At 49.1% G+C, this 17,120-nt stretch carries 15 protein-coding genes and 1 riboswitch; of the genes, 12 read left to right on the top strand and 3 right to left on the bottom strand.

The genetic code is table 11. The annotated features are described in order from the left end of the window. The first annotated feature begins 528 nt into the window (after positions 1–528). The 3 genes from BKE30_RS03050 to BKE30_RS03035 all read left to right on the top strand — a co-directional run bounded on the left by BKE30_RS03050 (position 529) and on the right by BKE30_RS03035 (position 2,338). Positions 529–711 (top strand): hypothetical protein, encoded by a 183-nt coding sequence (locus tag BKE30_RS03050; protein ID WP_076877193.1) that lies wholly within the window; start codon positions 529–531, stop codon positions 709–711. Positions 712–1,129: 418 nt separating this feature from the next. Further along, on the top strand, positions 1,130–1,720 hold the full coding sequence (locus BKE30_RS03045) for a BLUF domain-containing protein (RefSeq protein ID WP_076877192.1): 591 nt from the start codon (positions 1,130–1,132) through the stop codon (positions 1,718–1,720). Between the two features lie 417 nt (positions 1,721–2,137). Further along, positions 2,138–2,338, top strand: coding sequence for a hypothetical protein (locus tag BKE30_RS03035; protein ID WP_076877190.1), 201 nt, complete (start codon positions 2,138–2,140; stop codon positions 2,336–2,338). 267 nt (positions 2,339–2,605) lie between these two features. On the opposite strand, the gene bla is transcribed toward BKE30_RS03035, so the two are convergent. Continuing rightward, entirely contained in the window at positions 2,606–3,526 is a 921-nt protein-coding gene (gene bla, locus BKE30_RS03030) for a class A beta-lactamase (protein WP_076877189.1), read from the bottom strand. A 375-nt stretch (positions 3,527–3,901) separates the two neighbouring features. Between bla and BKE30_RS03020 the strand changes: the two genes are divergently transcribed. Next, a complete protein-coding gene (locus BKE30_RS03020) occupies positions 3,902–4,474 on the top strand; it encodes a BLUF domain-containing protein (RefSeq protein ID WP_083698409.1) in 573 nt (190 codons plus the stop codon). Between the two features lie 133 nt (positions 4,475–4,607). Here BKE30_RS03020 and BKE30_RS03015 read toward each other — a convergent pair whose 3' ends face one another. Together BKE30_RS03015 and BKE30_RS03010 are read right to left on the bottom strand one after the other, a co-directional pair. Continuing rightward, a complete protein-coding gene (locus tag BKE30_RS03015) occupies positions 4,608–5,588 on the bottom strand; it encodes a hypothetical protein (protein ID WP_083698408.1) in 981 nt (326 codons plus the stop codon). Between the two features lie 36 nt (positions 5,589–5,624). Next, positions 5,625–6,677: an isopenicillin N synthase family dioxygenase gene (locus BKE30_RS03010; protein ID WP_076877186.1), complete on the bottom strand. Its 1,053-nt coding sequence runs from the start codon at positions 6,675–6,677 to the stop codon at positions 5,625–5,627. Between the two features lie 506 nt (positions 6,678–7,183). After that, positions 7,184–7,297: riboswitch (guanidine-I (ykkC/yxkD leader) on the top strand. A 64-nt stretch (positions 7,298–7,361) separates the two neighbouring features. Here BKE30_RS03010 and BKE30_RS03005 point away from each other — a divergent pair. The 8 genes from BKE30_RS03005 (at position 7,362) to BKE30_RS02975 (ending at position 17,084) form a co-directional block, all read left to right on the top strand. Next, positions 7,362–8,177 (top strand): urea amidolyase associated protein UAAP1, encoded by an 816-nt coding sequence (locus BKE30_RS03005; RefSeq protein ID WP_083698407.1) that lies wholly within the window; start codon positions 7,362–7,364, stop codon positions 8,175–8,177. 50 nt (positions 8,178–8,227) lie between these two features. Beyond that, on the top strand, positions 8,228–8,926 hold the full coding sequence (locus BKE30_RS03000; RefSeq protein ID WP_076877185.1) for an urea amidolyase associated protein UAAP2: 699 nt from the start codon (positions 8,228–8,230) through the stop codon (positions 8,924–8,926). A gap of 1 nt (position 8,927) precedes the next feature. Further along, positions 8,928–12,575 (top strand): urea carboxylase, encoded by a 3,648-nt coding sequence (uca, locus tag BKE30_RS02995; RefSeq protein ID WP_076877184.1) that lies wholly within the window; start codon positions 8,928–8,930, stop codon positions 12,573–12,575. After that, on the top strand, positions 12,572–13,936 hold the full coding sequence (gene atzF, locus BKE30_RS02990; protein WP_076877183.1) for an allophanate hydrolase: 1,365 nt from the start codon (positions 12,572–12,574) through the stop codon (positions 13,934–13,936). Before uca ends, atzF begins: the two co-directional genes overlap by 4 nt. Before the next feature lie 43 nt (positions 13,937–13,979). Further along, positions 13,980–14,375: an allophanate hydrolase-related protein gene (locus tag BKE30_RS16265; RefSeq protein WP_076877182.1), complete on the top strand. Its 396-nt coding sequence runs from the start codon at positions 13,980–13,982 to the stop codon at positions 14,373–14,375. 422 nt (positions 14,376–14,797) lie between these two features. After that, positions 14,798–15,808, top strand: coding sequence for an ABC transporter substrate-binding protein (locus BKE30_RS02980; protein ID WP_406564656.1), 1,011 nt, complete (start codon positions 14,798–14,800; stop codon positions 15,806–15,808). 41 nt (positions 15,809–15,849) lie between these two features. Continuing rightward, a complete protein-coding gene (locus tag BKE30_RS15950; protein WP_158073150.1) occupies positions 15,850–16,026 on the top strand; it encodes a hypothetical protein in 177 nt (58 codons plus the stop codon). Between the two features lie 110 nt (positions 16,027–16,136). After that, entirely contained in the window at positions 16,137–17,084 is a 948-nt protein-coding gene (locus tag BKE30_RS02975; protein WP_076877180.1) for an ABC transporter permease, read from the top strand. The last annotated feature ends 36 nt before the right edge of the window (positions 17,085–17,120 follow it).

Genomic DNA, 17,120 nt, shown 5'->3' with positions numbered 1-17,120 from the left:
TAAGAAAGCAATGCCGAGCAAAATCACATTGATCAGCATAAAAAACTTTGACCAGTCCTTAATATCGGTGCATCCACAAGCCTGACAGACCTTGGCACCGCGAGGCAGTGCTGCACCACAATCTGGACATAAACTTAAGCTAAAGAACATGGTTGGGCTATGGCTTGGGAAGAATTACTTACTGTGATATAAGTCACTAAAAAATAAGTTGGTTTTAGGATGAAGTCCCGTTACGTAATGCTGCAACTAAAGCATTTATGATGAGTTATCTGGAAAGATTGGTAAGGATGCCTACCATTTAGGAGGGTCTGGTGAAATTGCCCAGATATAAGTCCTTATTTCGTTAGAACTATTTGGCTCAATCAATAACCTGAAGCAGATAGATAATTGCATCAGTATTGCTGTTGTTTTAACCATGCAGTACGTATTTGTTTACAACTTTAGTCGCATTAATTGTGACCTGATTCACAATTAATGCTAATTTATTGTATAGAATTTGTCTAAAAGTTGACCACGGTAAGTTATATCATGGAAGTGTTATCCCAAACTATCAAATGCGCCGAAACCGAAACTGGCCTGAATATCAGTGTTATTTGTGACCAAACCAAAGCATTCTATGCCCAGCATCCCAAGCAGGTGCAGCGCTTGCCCAAAGAAGAGCGTGCCTACTGGTACTGGTTTCTCAAGAATCACCGGGATAATGCAGCGTAATTTATTTTAGATTAACTTATACAAAGACTCTTATCTATTATGGTCTTCTTTTGCCGCCTACCCAGGCGGTTTTTTTTGCCCAGCTTAAAAAAGCAGTTTGCCAGTATGGTTTATACGGTTATTCATTATTGATGAAGGTTATGACGTTTTTCATTAACTTAATGATGCTAAAGTTTGCAATATAATGTTTCATTGTGTCTGGATTTAATTTTAAATTTATCAACAAATTAGAATAATTTAATGGGTAAGAAGATTATTTTGAAGTCATTTATTTAGAATATTTAAACTCTGAGTTGACGTATTTTTATCCATAATTCGTAAAGCCATGGTAATGGGCGTATGATAAACACTCATTTTATTCAGACGGTGGTCTCTTGGCCGTGACTGATTTAAAAACAAAACATAAGGTAACTGATAAATGAATAACTATATCCGCCTGACTTATGCCAGTACGACCACATCCAAACCCGCAACGATCCGGCAGGATCTGGTGGCTATCCTGAATGAAGCCCAGATGCATAACTCCAATCATGATATTTATGGGGTATTGTTTTATGGCAACAACTATTTTTTTCAGTGTATTGAGGGGAAAAAGCTGGAAATTGATAGCCTGTATGAAAAGCTGTTAAAAGACACTCGTCATAAAGAAATCGTGTTGTTGTCGTATGAGCCCATCAATAAGTTGCGCTTTATGGGCTGGAACATGAAGTATGTTTTACAGGAACCAGCCATTCTTGAGTTTTTTGAAAGCAACCATTGGGAAAAGTTTAATCCCTATGCGCTCGATGAAGACCTGATAGACCCCTTTTTAAATATTCTTTCCAGCCACAATGAAAGCACACCGGGTGAGCGGGAAGAGGTCATGGCTCCGGAAGCGGTACGGGGTAATGTGCTGAACTATAGATATGCTGTGTTTGTGATTATTATTGCATTGCTGATGCTGGTTGGCATTTACCTGTTTAGTAGCTTTGGCGGTGCTGCCAGTATTCAGGGCATGACAGTGCAATAATATTGCCTGTAGCGGAAACCACCATATAGGCTATTGCCTGAAAAATTGCTGCTCTGTAGTTGGGTATGCTTTAGTTAGTTGTCCTTTAGCTGGTTGCTCTGTAACAAGTTTTTTATGAAAAGCACTACTGAAGCCGTTGCTTGTCTCCAGATTTAAGCAATTCCTAGGGCCAATCAAGGTTTGGTTTGGCTGCAACCTGTTTCCTGCGCGCCCAGCACAAAAATTTAAACCAATAAGATAGCAGTCCATAAATCCGTGCGAAATTGACGCTTAAAAAATAGCCATTTGTCGGATAATGACTAACAACGCACATCTTCATGCAAAAACTCAACATTGTATTGCATATTCTTTCATTACAAAGTGAATGTAGCTGTTATAATCAATTTAGAAATTCATAGATGAGAAAAGGTCAGAATCATGAAAGCAATTGACTACTCTGTCAAAAATGCCGTTACCCCTTCTCAAAGAAACATTACGGTAATTTGCCAGCAAAACAAGGATTTGTATTTAAACAATCCAAAACTGATCCAGCGTTTGCCAAAAGAGCAGCGAGCGTATTGGTACTGGTTTTTAAAGCATCATAATGATAATGATGCTAAAGCGAATACTGTGCATTAATTGGAAGCTATAACTTGCTGGTTATCTGTTCGGATTAAGGCATAAAGTATTGTTTCACATATGAGTTATTCTGTTCTAAAAGTGCTGGGCTAAATGCAGGCATTGTTTAAGCCAAATTTTAGTGTCGTGCTTGCAGTATTAATTCCTCACCGCCCTCGGGCGGTTTTTTTAATCCTGCAAATCACTTGTGCTTCAATAGCCCATAAATTGGTTTTACCGGTAAATTTAGGGGCTTAAACCAGATATACGATTCAGATTTATGCCAGCTTAGCGCAAAGCCTGACTGATAATCCGGCTGGCCGCAGCAATTACTTCATCATAAGGCTTGGCGGTTTTCTCGGGACGGGTAAAGTAAATGGCTAAAATAATAGGCTGCTGCTGGGCAGGCCATAAAATGCCAACGTCATTGCTGGTGCCGTATGCGCCTGTTCCGGTTTTGTCACCTACTACCCAGTCCTTGGGAACACCGGCGCGAATGCGGCTATTGCCAGTGGTGTTGTTTTTTAACCAGTACAGTAATAACTCACGCTGGGTTGGTGCCAGCACATTGCCTACCAGCAGGCGTTGCAGGGTATCCGCCATGGCGGCAGGGGTAGAAGTGTCCCGCGTATCGTTGGGAATAGCCGTATTGAGGGCAGGCTCCCAGCGGTCCAGCCGGAAGACTTCATCACCAATACTGCGGGTAAAACGGGTCAGGGCTGCTGGCCCACCCAGAATATGCAGCAACAGGTTGGCTGCTGTATTGTCACTATAGCTGATGCAGGCTGCACAAAGTTCACTGACAGTCATGCCGCTGTCGACATGCTGGGCAGTAATGGGCGCATAGCCTGAATCATTGACCTGTTGCATGCTGTACTGAATGCGTTGCTGCAATACGCTGGGGTCACGCATGCTCTGGTGCAAAATTGCAGCCACTGCCACCAGTTTAAAGGTACTGCACAACGGAAATCGCTGGTTGGCCTGATAATCAATCCGTAGCTGGTTGGCGGTATTAATGGCAGATACGCCCAGCCTGCCGTGTGATTGTGCTTCCAGTTGTGCCAGAAACTGGCTGACCTGCTGCAACATGACGTGCTGCTGCTTGCGGCTAAGCGGGGGCGTGGCCGCCTGAAAACCACTACAGGCCGTAAGAAGTGGTGCGGACAGCATGCCCAGAACAACTGAGCGGCGTGACAGGGGAAGGCGCATGATGGGAGTTCCATTTCCAGTGGATGTCTGGTCAGTAGTTGCTGATAATTTTTGTTAAAGCCCTAAGAGGGATAGTAGCAAATTTGCTTTAAGGCTAAAGCAACAAATGTTTATTGCTTTGCAACCTGATGGCTTGATGGCAAGTGCAATAGATTGTTTTTATAAAAAGAATAAAAAAAGAAGCCATCTAAAAAGTAGAGCAACATGGCAGAAAGCGTAAAATGAACACGGGATGCCTGATCAAGGCGCTTTACATTCAGGAAATACAAATAGCAGTTAAAACATTTAACAAAACTTACCTGATACATAGTGATATTTACTTAAGCTAATGAATAAGTTATAAATCTAGACTATGCTTTTTGTTCCGGGATAGATATGGCAGATCTCGTTAGGCTTACGTATGCCAGCATGACTACCTCTGCGCCCGCAGGGGTACAGGGTGACCTGATTGATATTTTGCATCAGGCCCGCCATTTTAATGCCAAGCGCGACATACATGGCGTGCTGTTTTATGACAATAACTATTTTTTTCAGTGTCTTGAAGGTGAGCGCCAGCAGGTATTCAAGCTGTATCATAAAATTGCCAAGGACTCACGTCACACCAATATTGTGCAGCTTACCTGTGACAACATTGCGGCACCTGCATTTAGTCGCTGGCAAATGAAATATATTCTTGAAGACACCAGAATCCGGCATTTTTTTACCAATCATTATGGCCAGAGATTTAATCCTTATTTGTTGAAGGATGAGTCAGGTGCCAAGTTGAACCATGAGTTTATTCAGTTATTGCTGACCGGTCAGGAAGCACCAATTGCTGATACCACCACGCATTTTGCACGCCCAGTGCCCACCAGTGCGCGTTATAGCCCGATTTATTCCTCAGGATTTTTTACCCTGTTTGTGGTTATTCCCATTATTGTAATTTGCCTGATGATTTATCTGTTTTAACTGGCGCGTTTTTTCAAATAACGCGCTATACGGCATAACTGGGCCAGTAGCCACCACAAGCCTGACTCAATCCAATCCATTTAATCATAAGCACAAGTGTTCAAGTTAAAACACGTATTACCTCAGTCTGGCACTAGTAAACAGGCTGTGTATAGCGGTTTAGCCAGTCATGTTCATCGGCTTGCCACTGCTGCGCGCTTGGCGTTGTGGCTGTAAGCAAACTGTACGACACGTTGGTTTCCAACACATCAATACAGTAAATGCGTTCACAAGGCTGGCTGTTAACCAGCAATTTTTGTCGCAACTTGTGGTTACCCAGAGATTCAAAACCATCCAAGGGACATAAGGCTTGCTGCTGGCGCAAAGGCTGGGTGCTGAGCTGGATTTGGAAACCCTGTTCCAGACTGCCTGTGGCCAGCGACGTTTCAACGTCAAATAGTGCTTTTAAAAATGCCGGATCATGGCGGTGTTGTTGCACCAGTTGTGGCAGGCTGAGTTGCTGCTGTTGTAGCTGCCGGGTGATGTCGGGCGCGCGACCCAGCACTAGCCCGGCAAAGTTACCATTAATGATCAGGCCGCCGCCCTGATGCTGGATTTCGCCACTGATCAGGTTGTACTCAGCCAGCAGGCGCAAACCAATGAGCGGGCCAGACTGCTGGTTTTGCAGCCGCCAGTCTTCTACGTATACATTGCTGGGTGCAAACTCTATCATGCAGTTGCCAATACGGCTCAGGATGGCAGGTTCAGGCCACTGGTTATGCAGTTGCAGGGATACGGCTTCCTGCCAGCTTAACTGACGGCTGTGCTGATCCCAGCAGGATTGTGCAAACCAGCCCTGATACTGGGCCAGTGTTTGCAGTTGGTCAAAGTCCAGTGCGTCAATTGGCAGGGCAGGCAGTTGCTGTTCCAGTGTGGGCAGGCGCAGATCAATACTGAAATTACGGCTTTGTAGCCAGAATACCAGAGTATCGGTGTCGGTTAGTCCATTGGCAAAACTAATGCTGCGGCGTTTAAAGGTGCCCAGCATCCAGTCGGGTACGCTGGAGTTATACGGCTCCGTAGCTTGAAAGCTGGGCTTAATATCGGGTTGCGCCACAAGTTCCAGTAAATGCATGGCAATTTTCCTTTTAGGTTTTACCAGTTTATTGTTTTAAGACTGGGTGAGATGGCCAAACGAGGACAGTGCCTGTGCATTTTGCGGTAGGCGAATCTGGCCCTCTGCCAGTCGTTTTTTCAGGTAGGCAAAGGTTTGAATGGTTTGCGCATACAAATGATCGCCACAGTACAGCGGCTGGTAAAGCTTGTCGGCACGGTGCGGCTTGAGTCCGGCAATTGGCTGGATGAGCGTGTCGTAATCGCAGGCACAAAAAAGCGGAAAGGAATAGCGTTCCTGTTGTACCTTGCGCACGCGATGGCTGGTGGCCATAAAATAACCATTGGACAGAATTTCCATCATGTCACCAATATTAACTACCAGTGCGCCTTCAATCACGGGGGCATCAATCCAGTCGCCGGCCCCGTTCATCACTTCTAGCCCATCCTGCGTGGGAAACAAAATGGTAAAACATTCATAGTCGGTATGCGCACCAATGCCCGGTTTGTCGCTGGCCGCCAGATTGAACGGGTAATGAATGAGCCGTAGCTGGCTGGGCGGATTTAAGGTAATAGTTTCAAAATAATCTTCATCCAGCCCCAGTGCCAGCGCAAAGCCGCGGAATAATGTATTGCCCAGTTGCAGGGCTTCCCGGTAATAGGCCTGCACGGTACTTTTAAAGCCGGGGAAATCCGGCCATTGGGTTGCTCCCAGCATGGGACGTCGGCCCTGTTCAGTTAGATAGTCATAGCCAATATCGTAGGCTTCCTTGTGGTCAATGCTGCCGGATGCAAATTGTTCTTCACCCATGGGAACATAGCCGCTATGGTTGCTGGACTGGCCAATATAATCCTGCATTTTACGGTCAAGCGGCTGGCTAAAATAAGCGCGGGTGATATCCACCAGTGACTGAAAGCTGGCTGGCTGGAGAGGGTGACCGGTAATGTATAAAAACCCGGCCTCGTGCGCTGCTTGCCCCAGTGCACGGGCGGTGGCTTGCCGGGTGGGTAAATCAGGCGCATACAGGCCGCTAATATCAACAAGCGGCAGGTGCTGAAAGCAGGTATGTGTCGTGACAGGATTACGGACAGGTTCAGAAAAGGTGGCCATTGTTCATGCTCCAGAAAGCGCGTCTAACAGCGCAATAATCGGGCTTTAAAAGCTCAAACCACTACGCATGGGTTAAGGCGCTGGTCGTCCAGCATGAGTTCAGTCAGCCACAGCATTTCAGGCAGGTTGCCGCGTACAGGTGCGGCGGGCTGATGGGTCGTCCCATTTCTTTTATATTGTTAGCAGCACTAACTTAAATGGTCAAGCCCTATAAGCATTCGATATTTAAAGGCTTTATTCTGGTGCATAGTTGTTTATTCTGGTGCGATGCTAAACATTTTGGTGCAGGATTGAGCCTGTTGGTGCGTTTTAATGGGCCAGAATAAGGCATTGCTGTCTTGCTGCTAGGAAGCTAAATGCAAGGGCAATTAAAATTTCTTAAAATATCCAGATTTTTGAGCCATTTAAAAAAGTTGGCCTGTGCTTTGCTTAGTAAGCTCTATTGAGAGTACAGCAATGCTGGTTTTGCATTGTTTTCAGTCTGCATTCTCATTCACAGAATGAATTTTAAAGTTTGCTAGGGTTCCGGTTTTTTTAAAACGTCTGGTCCGAGAGCAAACGGTTCTAACCAGTCTTTGGGCTTGCTTGGGACTACACGGCGGGACAAAAGCCCGGGAGATAAAAGCACCTGCACACGCAGTGTGTACTCTCCGGTTTTTGGTTTGTCCGTTGTGGAGCTTAAGCATGTCTAGTCCGTTTTTATCCAGTCCGACTTCTTCCCAGCCGCATTCTTCAAGTCTGCATTATGCGGCCGACCAGCCGTTATGGCACGAAATGCTGCCCGGTGGCCATCACTGGTCTGGCCGCATTCGTCGTGGCACGGTTTTGCAGTTTAAGGCGTGCGCGGCCGCGGCCAATTTGTCAGCGCTGTTTTTCAATGCCGAGGAAAAGCTGGAACGCTACAACATGCCCGATACCCTAAAGGCGCAGCACACGGCATTTTTAACGGCAGGTCACGTGTGTTACTCCGACATGGGCCGTGTCATGTGCTCGGTGATTCGCGATGACAGTGGCTGGATTGACACCCTGTGTGGGGTAACCGATGCCCGCCAGATTCAGGCGCAATACGGTAGCAAAACCTTTGGCGATGCACGCAACGACATGTACCGCAATGGCCGCGATGGTTTTCTGGTTGAAATGGAAAAGTGGGGATTGGGCCATCAGGATCTGGTCGCCAACATCAACCTGTTTAGCAAGGTAAGTGCTGATGAGCAGGGCGCACTGGTCTGGGCAAGCCAGCACAGCAAAGCGGGTGACATCATTGAACTGCGTTTTGAGATGGAAACCCTGCTGATTTTATCCAGCGCCCCGCATGTGCTAAACCCGGCAACCGATTACCAGCCTGCTGATATTTCAATAACAGCTTATAAGGCCAGGCCACTGGCTGCCGATGACCTGTGCCTGAATTCCTGTGCGCAAAACCAGCGCGGCTTTGCCAATAATGCCCGCTATTTTGGTGAAGCCAGTTTTGACCAGAACGGCGGCCAGAGTAGCCATTAATTCGGCGCATCGGGTTTAGTACATCAATACAGGATTTAAGAAATAACAATATGACCATTCAATTTAAAGAAAGCCCCTTGCTGGAAAGTAATGCCATCCTGAATGAGGTTTGTCCAGCCGGTGAAGCGTGGATGGGACTGGTAAAAAGAGGCCAGACTTTCCGCATTGTGGATCTGGAGGGTAATCAGGCAGTCGATACCTTATTTATGAATGCGCATGATGCCAACGAACGCTACAGTCCCAGCCAGACCATTGTGGCCACCAACCAGCTTTATCTGGGTCTGGGTTCCAAATTATATAGCAATGAAAACCGTCATATTGCCACCATCACAGCAGATACCTGTGGCCGCCATGACACGCTGGGCGGTGCCTGTTCCTGTGAAAGCAATACCGTGCGCTATGCCCCTGACAAGTACCCCATGCACAGTTGCCGCAACAATTTTATGTATGCGCTGGCCAATCATCCGATTGCGCAGGATGCAGGTTTAAACGTGCGTCATCTGGGGGCAAACATTAACTTTTTTATGAATGTGCCGGTCACGCCAGAAGGACATCTGAGCTTTGCTGACGGAATTTCCGATGCTGGCAAGTATGTGGAACTACAGGCGCATATTGACCTGATTGTACTGATTTCCAATTGTCCACAACTGAATAACCCTTGTAATGCCTATAACCCAACAGCTATTCGTTTGCTGACTTGGGACACAGCACCAGAACACACCACATCAAATTGCGGAGAGGCAGCCTGAGATGTTTAATAAAGTATTAATTGCCAATCGTGGCGCAATTGCCTGCCGCATTATCCGTACCCTAAAAACGCTGGGCATCCAGTCGGTGGCGGTATATTCCGAAGCCGATCACGATGCACTGCATGTGAGTCTTGCCGATGAAGCAGTGTGCATTGGGCCGGCACCCGCCAAGGAAAGCTACCTTAATGCCGACAAAATCCTGCAAGTGGCGTTACAAACCGGCGCGCAGGGTATTCATCCGGGTTATGGCTTTTTGTCAGAAAATGCGGCGTTCTCTGAAGCCTGTGACGCAGCAGGCATTGCCTTTATTGGGCCAACGGCCAATCAGATGCGCCAGTTTGGCCTCAAGCACACCGCCCGTGAGCTGGCCATGCAAAGTAATGTGCCCTTGTTACCGGGCAGCGGCCTGCTGGCTGATTTAACCGAAGCCTTAAGCGAAGCACGCCGGATTGGTTATCCGGTTATGCTGAAAAGTACCGCAGGCGGCGGCGGGATTGGCATGCGTCTGGTGTGGACTGAACCCGAATTGCAGGATGCCTATGCCACCGTGTCGCAACTGGCGCAAAACAACTTTAAGGATGCCGGACTGTATCTGGAAAAATATGTGCAGCATGCGCGCCATATTGAAGTACAGGTGTTTGGTGATGGCAATGGCCGGGTGCTGGCCTTGGGCGAGCGGGATTGCTCGGTGCAGCGCCGCAACCAGAAAGTCATTGAAGAAACCCCGGCACCGCATTTAAGTGATGCCCAGCGGCAAAACCTGCAAGACACAGCCATTCGCCTGATGCAATCGGTTAGTTACCGTTCGGCAGGCACAGTCGAATTTGTGATGGATGCGGACACGCAGGAATTTTATTTTCTGGAAGTGAACACCCGCTTGCAGGTAGAACATGGCGTTACCGAAGAAGTCACCAGCACCGATCTGGTGGGCTGGATGGTATTGCTGGCCAGTGGTGATTTTAAATTGCCTGAACAAGCGCCTGTATCTCATGGTGCATCCATTCAGGTGCGGGTATATGCCGAAGACCCGGCACGCAATTTTCAGCCTTCTTCAGGTGTACTTACACAAGTGCAGTTTTCGACCAATGCCCGGGTGGAAGCCGCGGTACAGCAAGGCTCTAACGTACCGCCATTTTATGACCCTATGGTGGCCAAGGTAATTGTACATGCGGCTAACCGTGAGCAGGCCATTGCCAAGCTGCAACAGGCGCTGGATGAAACCCGGCTGGCCGGGATCGAAACCAATCTGGATTATGTGAAGTCCATTCTGGCGGGTGAGGTATTCCAGTCGGGCCAGCAGACGACCTGTTATCTCAATGACTTTGCCTATCAGGCGGCACGCGTTGAAGTGCTACAGGCCGGCGTACAAACTTCGGTACAGGATGCACAGGGCCGTCTGGGCTATTGGAATGTCGGTGTGCCGCCATCCGGTGCAATGGATGCCTTAAGCCTGCGTATTGGCAACCGCCTGCTGGGCAACGATGACAATAGTGCAGGTCTGGAATGTACCATGACGGGGCCGATGCTCAAGTTTCATTGTGACAGCAGGGTGTGTATTACTGGCGCGCCTTTAAGCATCACGCTGGATAATGTAGAACAGCCAATGTGGCAATGCATTGATATTAAAGCCGGGCAGGTGCTGGCCTGTGGCAGCATGCAGGCGGGTTGCCGCAGTTATATTGCCATCAAGGGTGGCGTGCAGGTGCCTGAATATCTGGGCAGCAAGGCCACTTTTAGCTTGGGCCAGTTTGGTGGACATGCCGGACGCAACCTGCGTCTGGGAGACATGCTGCCTATTAGCGCAGTAGCGGTTACAGCGGCTAGTGAGGCCACCAGTGAGCTTGTCAATTTTTCTGCACTGCAACAACCCTTACAGCCAAAGATCAGCAAGGACTGGCAAATTGGCGTGATGTACGGCCCGCATGGTGCGCCGGACTTTTTTATGCCAGATGACATTCAAACCTTTTTTAATACCGATTGGGAAATTCATTATAACTCCAGCCGTACCGGGGTGCGCCTGATTGGGCCAAAACCAGAATGGGCACGTAGCGATGGCGGCGAAGCTGGCTTGCATCCGTCCAATATTCACGACAATGCCTATGCCATTGGTGCCATTGATTTTACTGGGGATATGCCGGTTATTCTGGGGCCGGATGGGCCAAGCCTTGGTGGTTTTGTGTGCCCGGCTGTGGTGGTAAAAGCTGAGCTTTGGAAGCTGGGCCAGTTGCGTCCGGGCGACAAGGTACGCTTTATTCCCATCAGTCAGGACCAAACCGACCAGTTGGAGCTTCAGCAGGAACAGGCACTAGATAGCCTGTTAACACAGGCCGATCATGGCCTGCCGCAAGCATTTAATGTCACGCTGCAAGCCAATTGGGAAACCCTGAATACTGCCATTTTAAGCCAGTATCAGGCCCCTAACGCCCCGCAAGTGGTTTACCGGCCAGCCGGTGATAATTATGTGCTGGTAGAGTATGGCGATCTGGTGCTGGACTTAAACCTGCGCTTTCGCGTGCATGCGCTAATGCAATGGGTTGAAGCACAGGCCATTCACGGCATTATTGATTTAACCCCCGGCATCCGCTCACTACAAATTCATTATGATGCCAACCTGCTGACCCAAAGCCACCTGCTGGACTTGCTTAAGCAGGCAGAACATGAATTGCCTGCCATTGATGACATGGTGGTGCAGTCGCGTACCGTGTGGCTGCCACTGGCATGGGATGATTCCCAAACCCGGCTGGCTATTGAAAAATACATGCAATCGGTGCGTGCCGATGCGCCATGGTGTCCCAGCAACCTTGAGTTTATTCGCCGTATTAACGGGCTGGACAGCATTGATGATGTCAAAAAAGTGGTGTTTGATGCCAGCTATCTGGTGATGGGACTGGGCGATGTCTATCTGGGTGCACCAGTGGCTACCCCGCTTGACCCACGCCATCGGCTGGTGACCACCAAATACAATCCGGCACGTACCTGGACCCCGGAAAATGCGGTAGGCATTGGCGGCGCCTACATGTGCGTGTATGGCATGGAAGGGCCGGGCGGCTACCAGTTTGTGGGCCGTACCATACAAATGTGGAACCGCTACCACATTACCCCGGAGTTTGAAGCGGGCAAGCCATGGCTACTGCGTTTCTTTGACCAGATCCGTTTCTTTGAGGTATCTGAGGACGAGCTGCTGGACATGCGCAAGGAATTTGCGGCAGGCCGTTACCGGGTGAAAATTGAACAGGGCGAACTGAGCCTGCGTGAATACAACCGGTTTTTAACGGACAACCAGCCCAGCATTGAATCATTTAAAACCACCCAGCAAGCCTCGTTTGATGCCGAGCGTGACCGCTGGAAAGCCGCGGGACAGGCTGAATACATCAGCGAAACCGACAGCAGTAATGTCAGCGATGAATTGCAGCTCAAAGCGGGTGAACAACTGGTAGAGGCGCATATTCCCGGCAGTATCTGGAAAATTCCGGTCAAGGCGGGTGACTATGTTAAAGCTGGTGATGTGGTGGCCATTATTGAGTCCATGAAAATGGAGTTTACCGTCACGGCCGCACAGTCCGGCATTGTGGATCAGGTGGTGGCGCAAGTGGGCCATCAGGTTAGTGCCGGGCAGGCATTAATGGTACTGCGGGAGAAAGCCGCATGACTGCACGCCCATTAACCTTTGATATAAATGACCTGAGCATTGCCAGCTTGCGTGCCGCTTATGTGCAAGGCCTGACCCCGCTGCAACTGGTAGAACACTTGATTGGCCGAATGCAAGTGGACTCTGAGCAGGACAGTCATCACGTGTGGATTCATCGGTTGGAGGCCAACTGGCTGCGTGACTATGCCCGGCAACTGGCCAGTAAAAACCCGGCTGACCTGCCGCTGTATGGGATTCCCTTTGCCATCAAGGACAATATTGATCTGGCAGGCGTGCCAACCACAGCCGCGTGCCCGGACTTTGCGTATGTACCTGCTGAGTCTGCCACGGTGGTGCAAAAGCTGATGGACGCTGGGGCAATTCCTCTGGGCAAAACCAATCTCGATCAATTTGCCACCGGTTTAAATGGTACGCGTTCACCGTATGGCGTGGCGCGTAACAGCATTAACCCGGATTATATTGCCGGCGGTTCCAGTTCAGGTTCTGCACTGGCTGTGGCCTTGAATCTGGCTTCGTTTTCATTAGGCACAGATACCGCTGGCTCAGGCCGGGTGCCGGCGGCCTTTAACCAGTTAGTGGGGCTAAAACCGACCTGCGGTTTGCTGTCCAATCGAGGGGTAGTGCCTGCTTGCCGTAGTCTGGATAGCGTATCGATTTTTGCCAAAAATGCCGCCGATAGCCTTATCGTGCTGGAGGTTGCGCAAGGCTTTGATCCGGCTGAACCCTATAGCAAGCCGATTCAACTGGCCGCTGCAAAACGCCTCAACACCGTGGGTATTCCACGTGCAGATCAGTTGCAGTTTTTTGGCGATAGCGAGTATACCGCGCTGTTTGCCAAGGCTGTTGAGCAGTTAAAGGCCCAAGGTTTTACGCTCACCGAATTGGACTTTACCCCCTTTCTGGATGCGGCAAAACTGCTGTATGCCGGGCCGTGGTTGGCCGAGCGTTATCATGTGGTGCAGGATTTAATCCAGCAACAGCCAGACAGCGTGTTGCCAGTCATCCGCCAGATTATTGGCAAGGCCACGCAATATAGTGCTGTGGATTGCTTTGCGGCCTTTTATCAATTGGCCGAGTACAAGCGGCAAGCTGACCAGATTATGGCATTGGTAGATGTAATGCTTACTCCAACCACAGGCAGCATTTTTACCGTTACAGACATGCTGGCCAATCCGGTTGAACTCAATAACCAGCTAGGCTATTACACCAATTTCATGAACCTGCTGGATTTTTCGGCCATTGCGCTACCCGCTGGACAGCGTGCTGATGGCTTGCCATTTGGCATCACTTTCTTTGCACAGGCTGCACAGGACCTTAGCTTGCTCACGCTGGCGCAACAACTGGAGCAGGTGCTGGCATGAAACACGACATAAAAAGTGATATGACTATGAAAAGGAAAACAACATGAAAGACCATATTGATGTGGTGGTATGCGGGGCGCATTTGTCCGGCATGGCGCTTAATCCGCAACTGCTTGAACGTGATGCCGTACTTATACAAGCCACTGAATCAGCAGCCGAATACCGCCTGTATGCCATTGCCGGTGGCCCGCCGTTTCGTCCTGCCATGGTAAAGGTGAGCCATGGTGGGGCTGCCATTCCCGTAGAAGTGTGGCGCTTGTCGGCTGCGGCCTTTGGTGATTTTGTCAGCCTGATTCCAGCCCCGCTGGGCATTGGCAAGGTCAAGCTGGCTGATGGCCGCGTAGAGTGTGGCTTTATTGCCGAACCAATAGCACTGGAAGGCGCAACCGACATTAGCCATTTTGGTGGCTGGCGCAATTATATGGCCAGTGTGCAGTAGCAATTTTAATGGTAGGGTCAGCCCTAAATTAACTTACTGGTTATATAAAAAAAGCAGTACCGCGTGTACTGCTTTTTTTATGCCCTAACCCTAATCATAACCAAAAGCGGATAAAGCGGGCAATCACAGTGCAACAGGATGCTTTTGCTAAATACGTTGAGCCATAACAGTGCATTTCCCTGTAATAGTACAAAATCAGGTCTTAAAAGAAAATTTAATTACTAAATAAAATTAATAAAATCAGTGTCTTATTTAAATAAAAATTCAGCCTGCCGGGCTAATTTAGTTCTGGCACAGGGCTTGCTTAGTAACCAGTATTACTAAAAGCAGTTTTTGTCATACTGCACTGTCTTGAGGATATTCACATGCCCAGCTTGTCCGTTTTACCTTCCAAAGCGCCTGCCAGAGCCATGGTAATTGCCATGTTGGCAACGGCGAGCCTGTTATCTGCCTGTAGTAAAAGCAATGAGTCAGCCAGCGCATCCGGCAGCAGTGCAGCCAAATCATCCGGCAGTACAGCCAGCAGTGCAGCATCCCTGAAAATTGGCTATAGCGACTGGCCAGGTTTTGTGGCCTGGCAAGTGGCCATTGAAAAAGGCTGGATCAAGGATGCCGGCCTGAACGTGGATTTTCAGTGGTTTGATTATTCGGCATCATTGTCTGCCTTTGCAGCGGGCAAGCTGGATGGCGTGCTGGTCACCAACGGCGATAATCTGGTCAATGCTTCATCTGGCAGTCGTGGCATCATCATTCTGGCTACCGATTACTCCAGCGGCAATGACATGATCATTGGCAAAAAGGGCATCAACTCACTGGCCGACCTAAAAGGCAAAACTGTGGCGGTAGAAAAAGGACTGGTGGATCACCTGCTGCTTAATACCGCACTGGCCAAAAATAATATTGCTAAGGATTCCATTACCTTACTGAATGCACCCACCAATGAAATGCCGCAGGTACTGGCCTCTGGCAAGGTCGATGCAGTTGCCGTATGGCAGCCTGTTGCCGGACAGGCCCTCAAGGCTGTGGCTGGTTCCAAGGCACTGTATACCTCGGCTGATGCACCGGGCCTGATTTACGATACGCTGGCGGTTTCGCCCAGCAGCCTTGGCCAGCACCGCGCTGACTGGGTAAAACTAAGCAAGGTCTGGGACAAAGTGGTGCATTACATCAATGACCCGAAAACCCAGCCGGATGCCTTAAAGATTATGTCAGCACGGGTAGGGCTGGAACCCGCAGCCTATGCCGAGTTTTTAAATGGCACCCACCTGCTGGACCTTGAAGGCAATAAAGGCGTAATGGTGAAAAAAGACGGCCTGGATTCATTGTATGGCTCGTCCTATAACGTCAATAAATTCAACGTGGACAATGGCATTTACAGCAAACCGGTCAATGTTGACAGCCTGATCGACCCATCGGTTATCAATGCAAAATAACTGAACTTACTCATTAACGGTTAACGCAGCAGGTGTCCAGTATGTCTAAAGCATTTTATTCATTGTGTCAGCATCTGGGGCAGCAGCTTGGCCGCTACGGGCTTTTTCTGCTGCGCATTCTGGCCCTGCGTGCCGGGGTCAATGCACAAGTGCATCAGCGGTTATGTCCAAAACAGCAGGCCATCAAGCCATCAAGTCAATTTTGCGGATTGAAATAATCCGATTGAAATGCGGTGGGTCAGTCTGATGCGGTGGCTGGCATCAGCTACCAATAAGTGGGATTAAGGTTTGGGCAAACGACTGCACTGAACCGGGGTAAAGTGGATTTATGGTAAAAATATCGCAGGCCTTAAGTGCCAAACAAAGTATTAGCCTTGGGGTGCTGTCTTTTTTGCTGCCCTTGCTGGTCTGGTGTGCAGTCAGTTATTTGCCATTTATCTGGCATTCACAGGTTATGATCCAGAGTGCCGGCGATGTGGTTTATTTTGAACCCAACACCCGCATTGAACGTGATGTGTTTAATATGGAAGCCCACAATATGCAGGCGCAAGGCTTGCGGGTTCCCGAAGGCACGCCAGTCAATCCGGTGTATTTGCCAGCCCCGCATGAGGTGGCCAAGGCACTGGTGACTGCATTTACCACCGCGCCACCACAACCCGGCGATCCATGGCTGCACCAGAGCCTGTGGCACAGTGTCAAGCTGGTGTTTATTGCCTTTTTTATTTCCTCCCTGATTGGCGTGCCCTTGGGCATTTTGTGTGGTCATTCACGCATTATTTCACGGCTGGTTGAACCTTTTGTGGAGTTTTTTCGCTACTTGCCAGCGCCCGCCTTTGGTGCCCTGATGGTGGCTATTCTGGGCATTTACGATGCACCCAAGATTGCCATTATTGTGATTGGCACGCTGTTTCAGCAAATCCTGATTATTGCCAACACCACGCGCAAGCTGGAAAATGGCCTGCTGGAAGCCGGTTTAACGCTTGGTGCCAACCGTCGCCAGTTACTAAGCCATGTGGTGATTCCGGGCATTTTACCCGATGTGTACCGTGACCAGCGTGTGCTGCTGGGCTGGGCATGGACATACCTGATTGTGGCAGAACTGGTGGGCACCAGCTCCGGGATTACCTGGTTTATTACCCAGCAGGCGCGCTACCAGAATTTTGACAATGTGTATGCGGCCATTTTGATTATTGGTGTGATTGGACTGGTAACCGACCTGATGCTGGCCTGGCTGGGCAAACGCCTGTTCCGCTGGGACAAAGGAGCAAAAAAATGACCGAACTTCAAATAACCGAACTCAAGTCACTGCAAT

This window comes from Alkanindiges hydrocarboniclasticus, from assembly GCF_001982605.1.
Classification (GTDB): domain Bacteria; phylum Pseudomonadota; class Gammaproteobacteria; order Pseudomonadales; family Moraxellaceae; genus Alkanindiges; species Alkanindiges hydrocarboniclasticus.
Note: the sequence above shows the minus strand (reverse complement) of the source record. Positions and strands in the feature narration are given on the sequence as shown.

Coding starts and splice junctions, on each gene's coding strand:
- BKE30_RS03005 (WP_083698407.1), top strand. CDS start 7,362: ATGTCTAGTCCGTTTTTATCCAGTCCGACTTCTTCCCAGCCGCATTCT.
- BKE30_RS03015 (WP_083698408.1), bottom strand. CDS start 5,588: ATGCATTTACTGGAACTTGTGGCGCAACCCGATATTAAGCCCAGCTTT.
- bla (WP_076877189.1), bottom strand. CDS start 3,526: ATGCGCCTTCCCCTGTCACGCCGCTCAGTTGTTCTGGGCATGCTGTCC.
- BKE30_RS16265 (WP_076877182.1), top strand. CDS start 13,980: ATGAAAGACCATATTGATGTGGTGGTATGCGGGGCGCATTTGTCCGGC.
- atzF (WP_076877183.1), top strand. CDS start 12,572: ATGACTGCACGCCCATTAACCTTTGATATAAATGACCTGAGCATTGCC.
- BKE30_RS03045 (WP_076877192.1), top strand. CDS start 1,130: ATGAATAACTATATCCGCCTGACTTATGCCAGTACGACCACATCCAAA.
- BKE30_RS15950 (WP_158073150.1), top strand. CDS start 15,850: ATGTCTAAAGCATTTTATTCATTGTGTCAGCATCTGGGGCAGCAGCTT.
- BKE30_RS03000 (WP_076877185.1), top strand. CDS start 8,228: ATGACCATTCAATTTAAAGAAAGCCCCTTGCTGGAAAGTAATGCCATC.
- BKE30_RS03010 (WP_076877186.1), bottom strand. CDS start 6,677: ATGGCCACCTTTTCTGAACCTGTCCGTAATCCTGTCACGACACATACC.
- uca (WP_076877184.1), top strand. CDS start 8,928: ATGTTTAATAAAGTATTAATTGCCAATCGTGGCGCAATTGCCTGCCGC.
- BKE30_RS03050 (WP_076877193.1), top strand. CDS start 529: ATGGAAGTGTTATCCCAAACTATCAAATGCGCCGAAACCGAAACTGGC.
- BKE30_RS03020 (WP_083698409.1), top strand. CDS start 3,902: ATGGCAGATCTCGTTAGGCTTACGTATGCCAGCATGACTACCTCTGCG.
- BKE30_RS02980 (WP_406564656.1), top strand. CDS start 14,798: ATGTTGGCAACGGCGAGCCTGTTATCTGCCTGTAGTAAAAGCAATGAG.
- BKE30_RS02975 (WP_076877180.1), top strand. CDS start 16,137: ATGGTAAAAATATCGCAGGCCTTAAGTGCCAAACAAAGTATTAGCCTT.
- BKE30_RS03035 (WP_076877190.1), top strand. CDS start 2,138: ATGAAAGCAATTGACTACTCTGTCAAAAATGCCGTTACCCCTTCTCAA.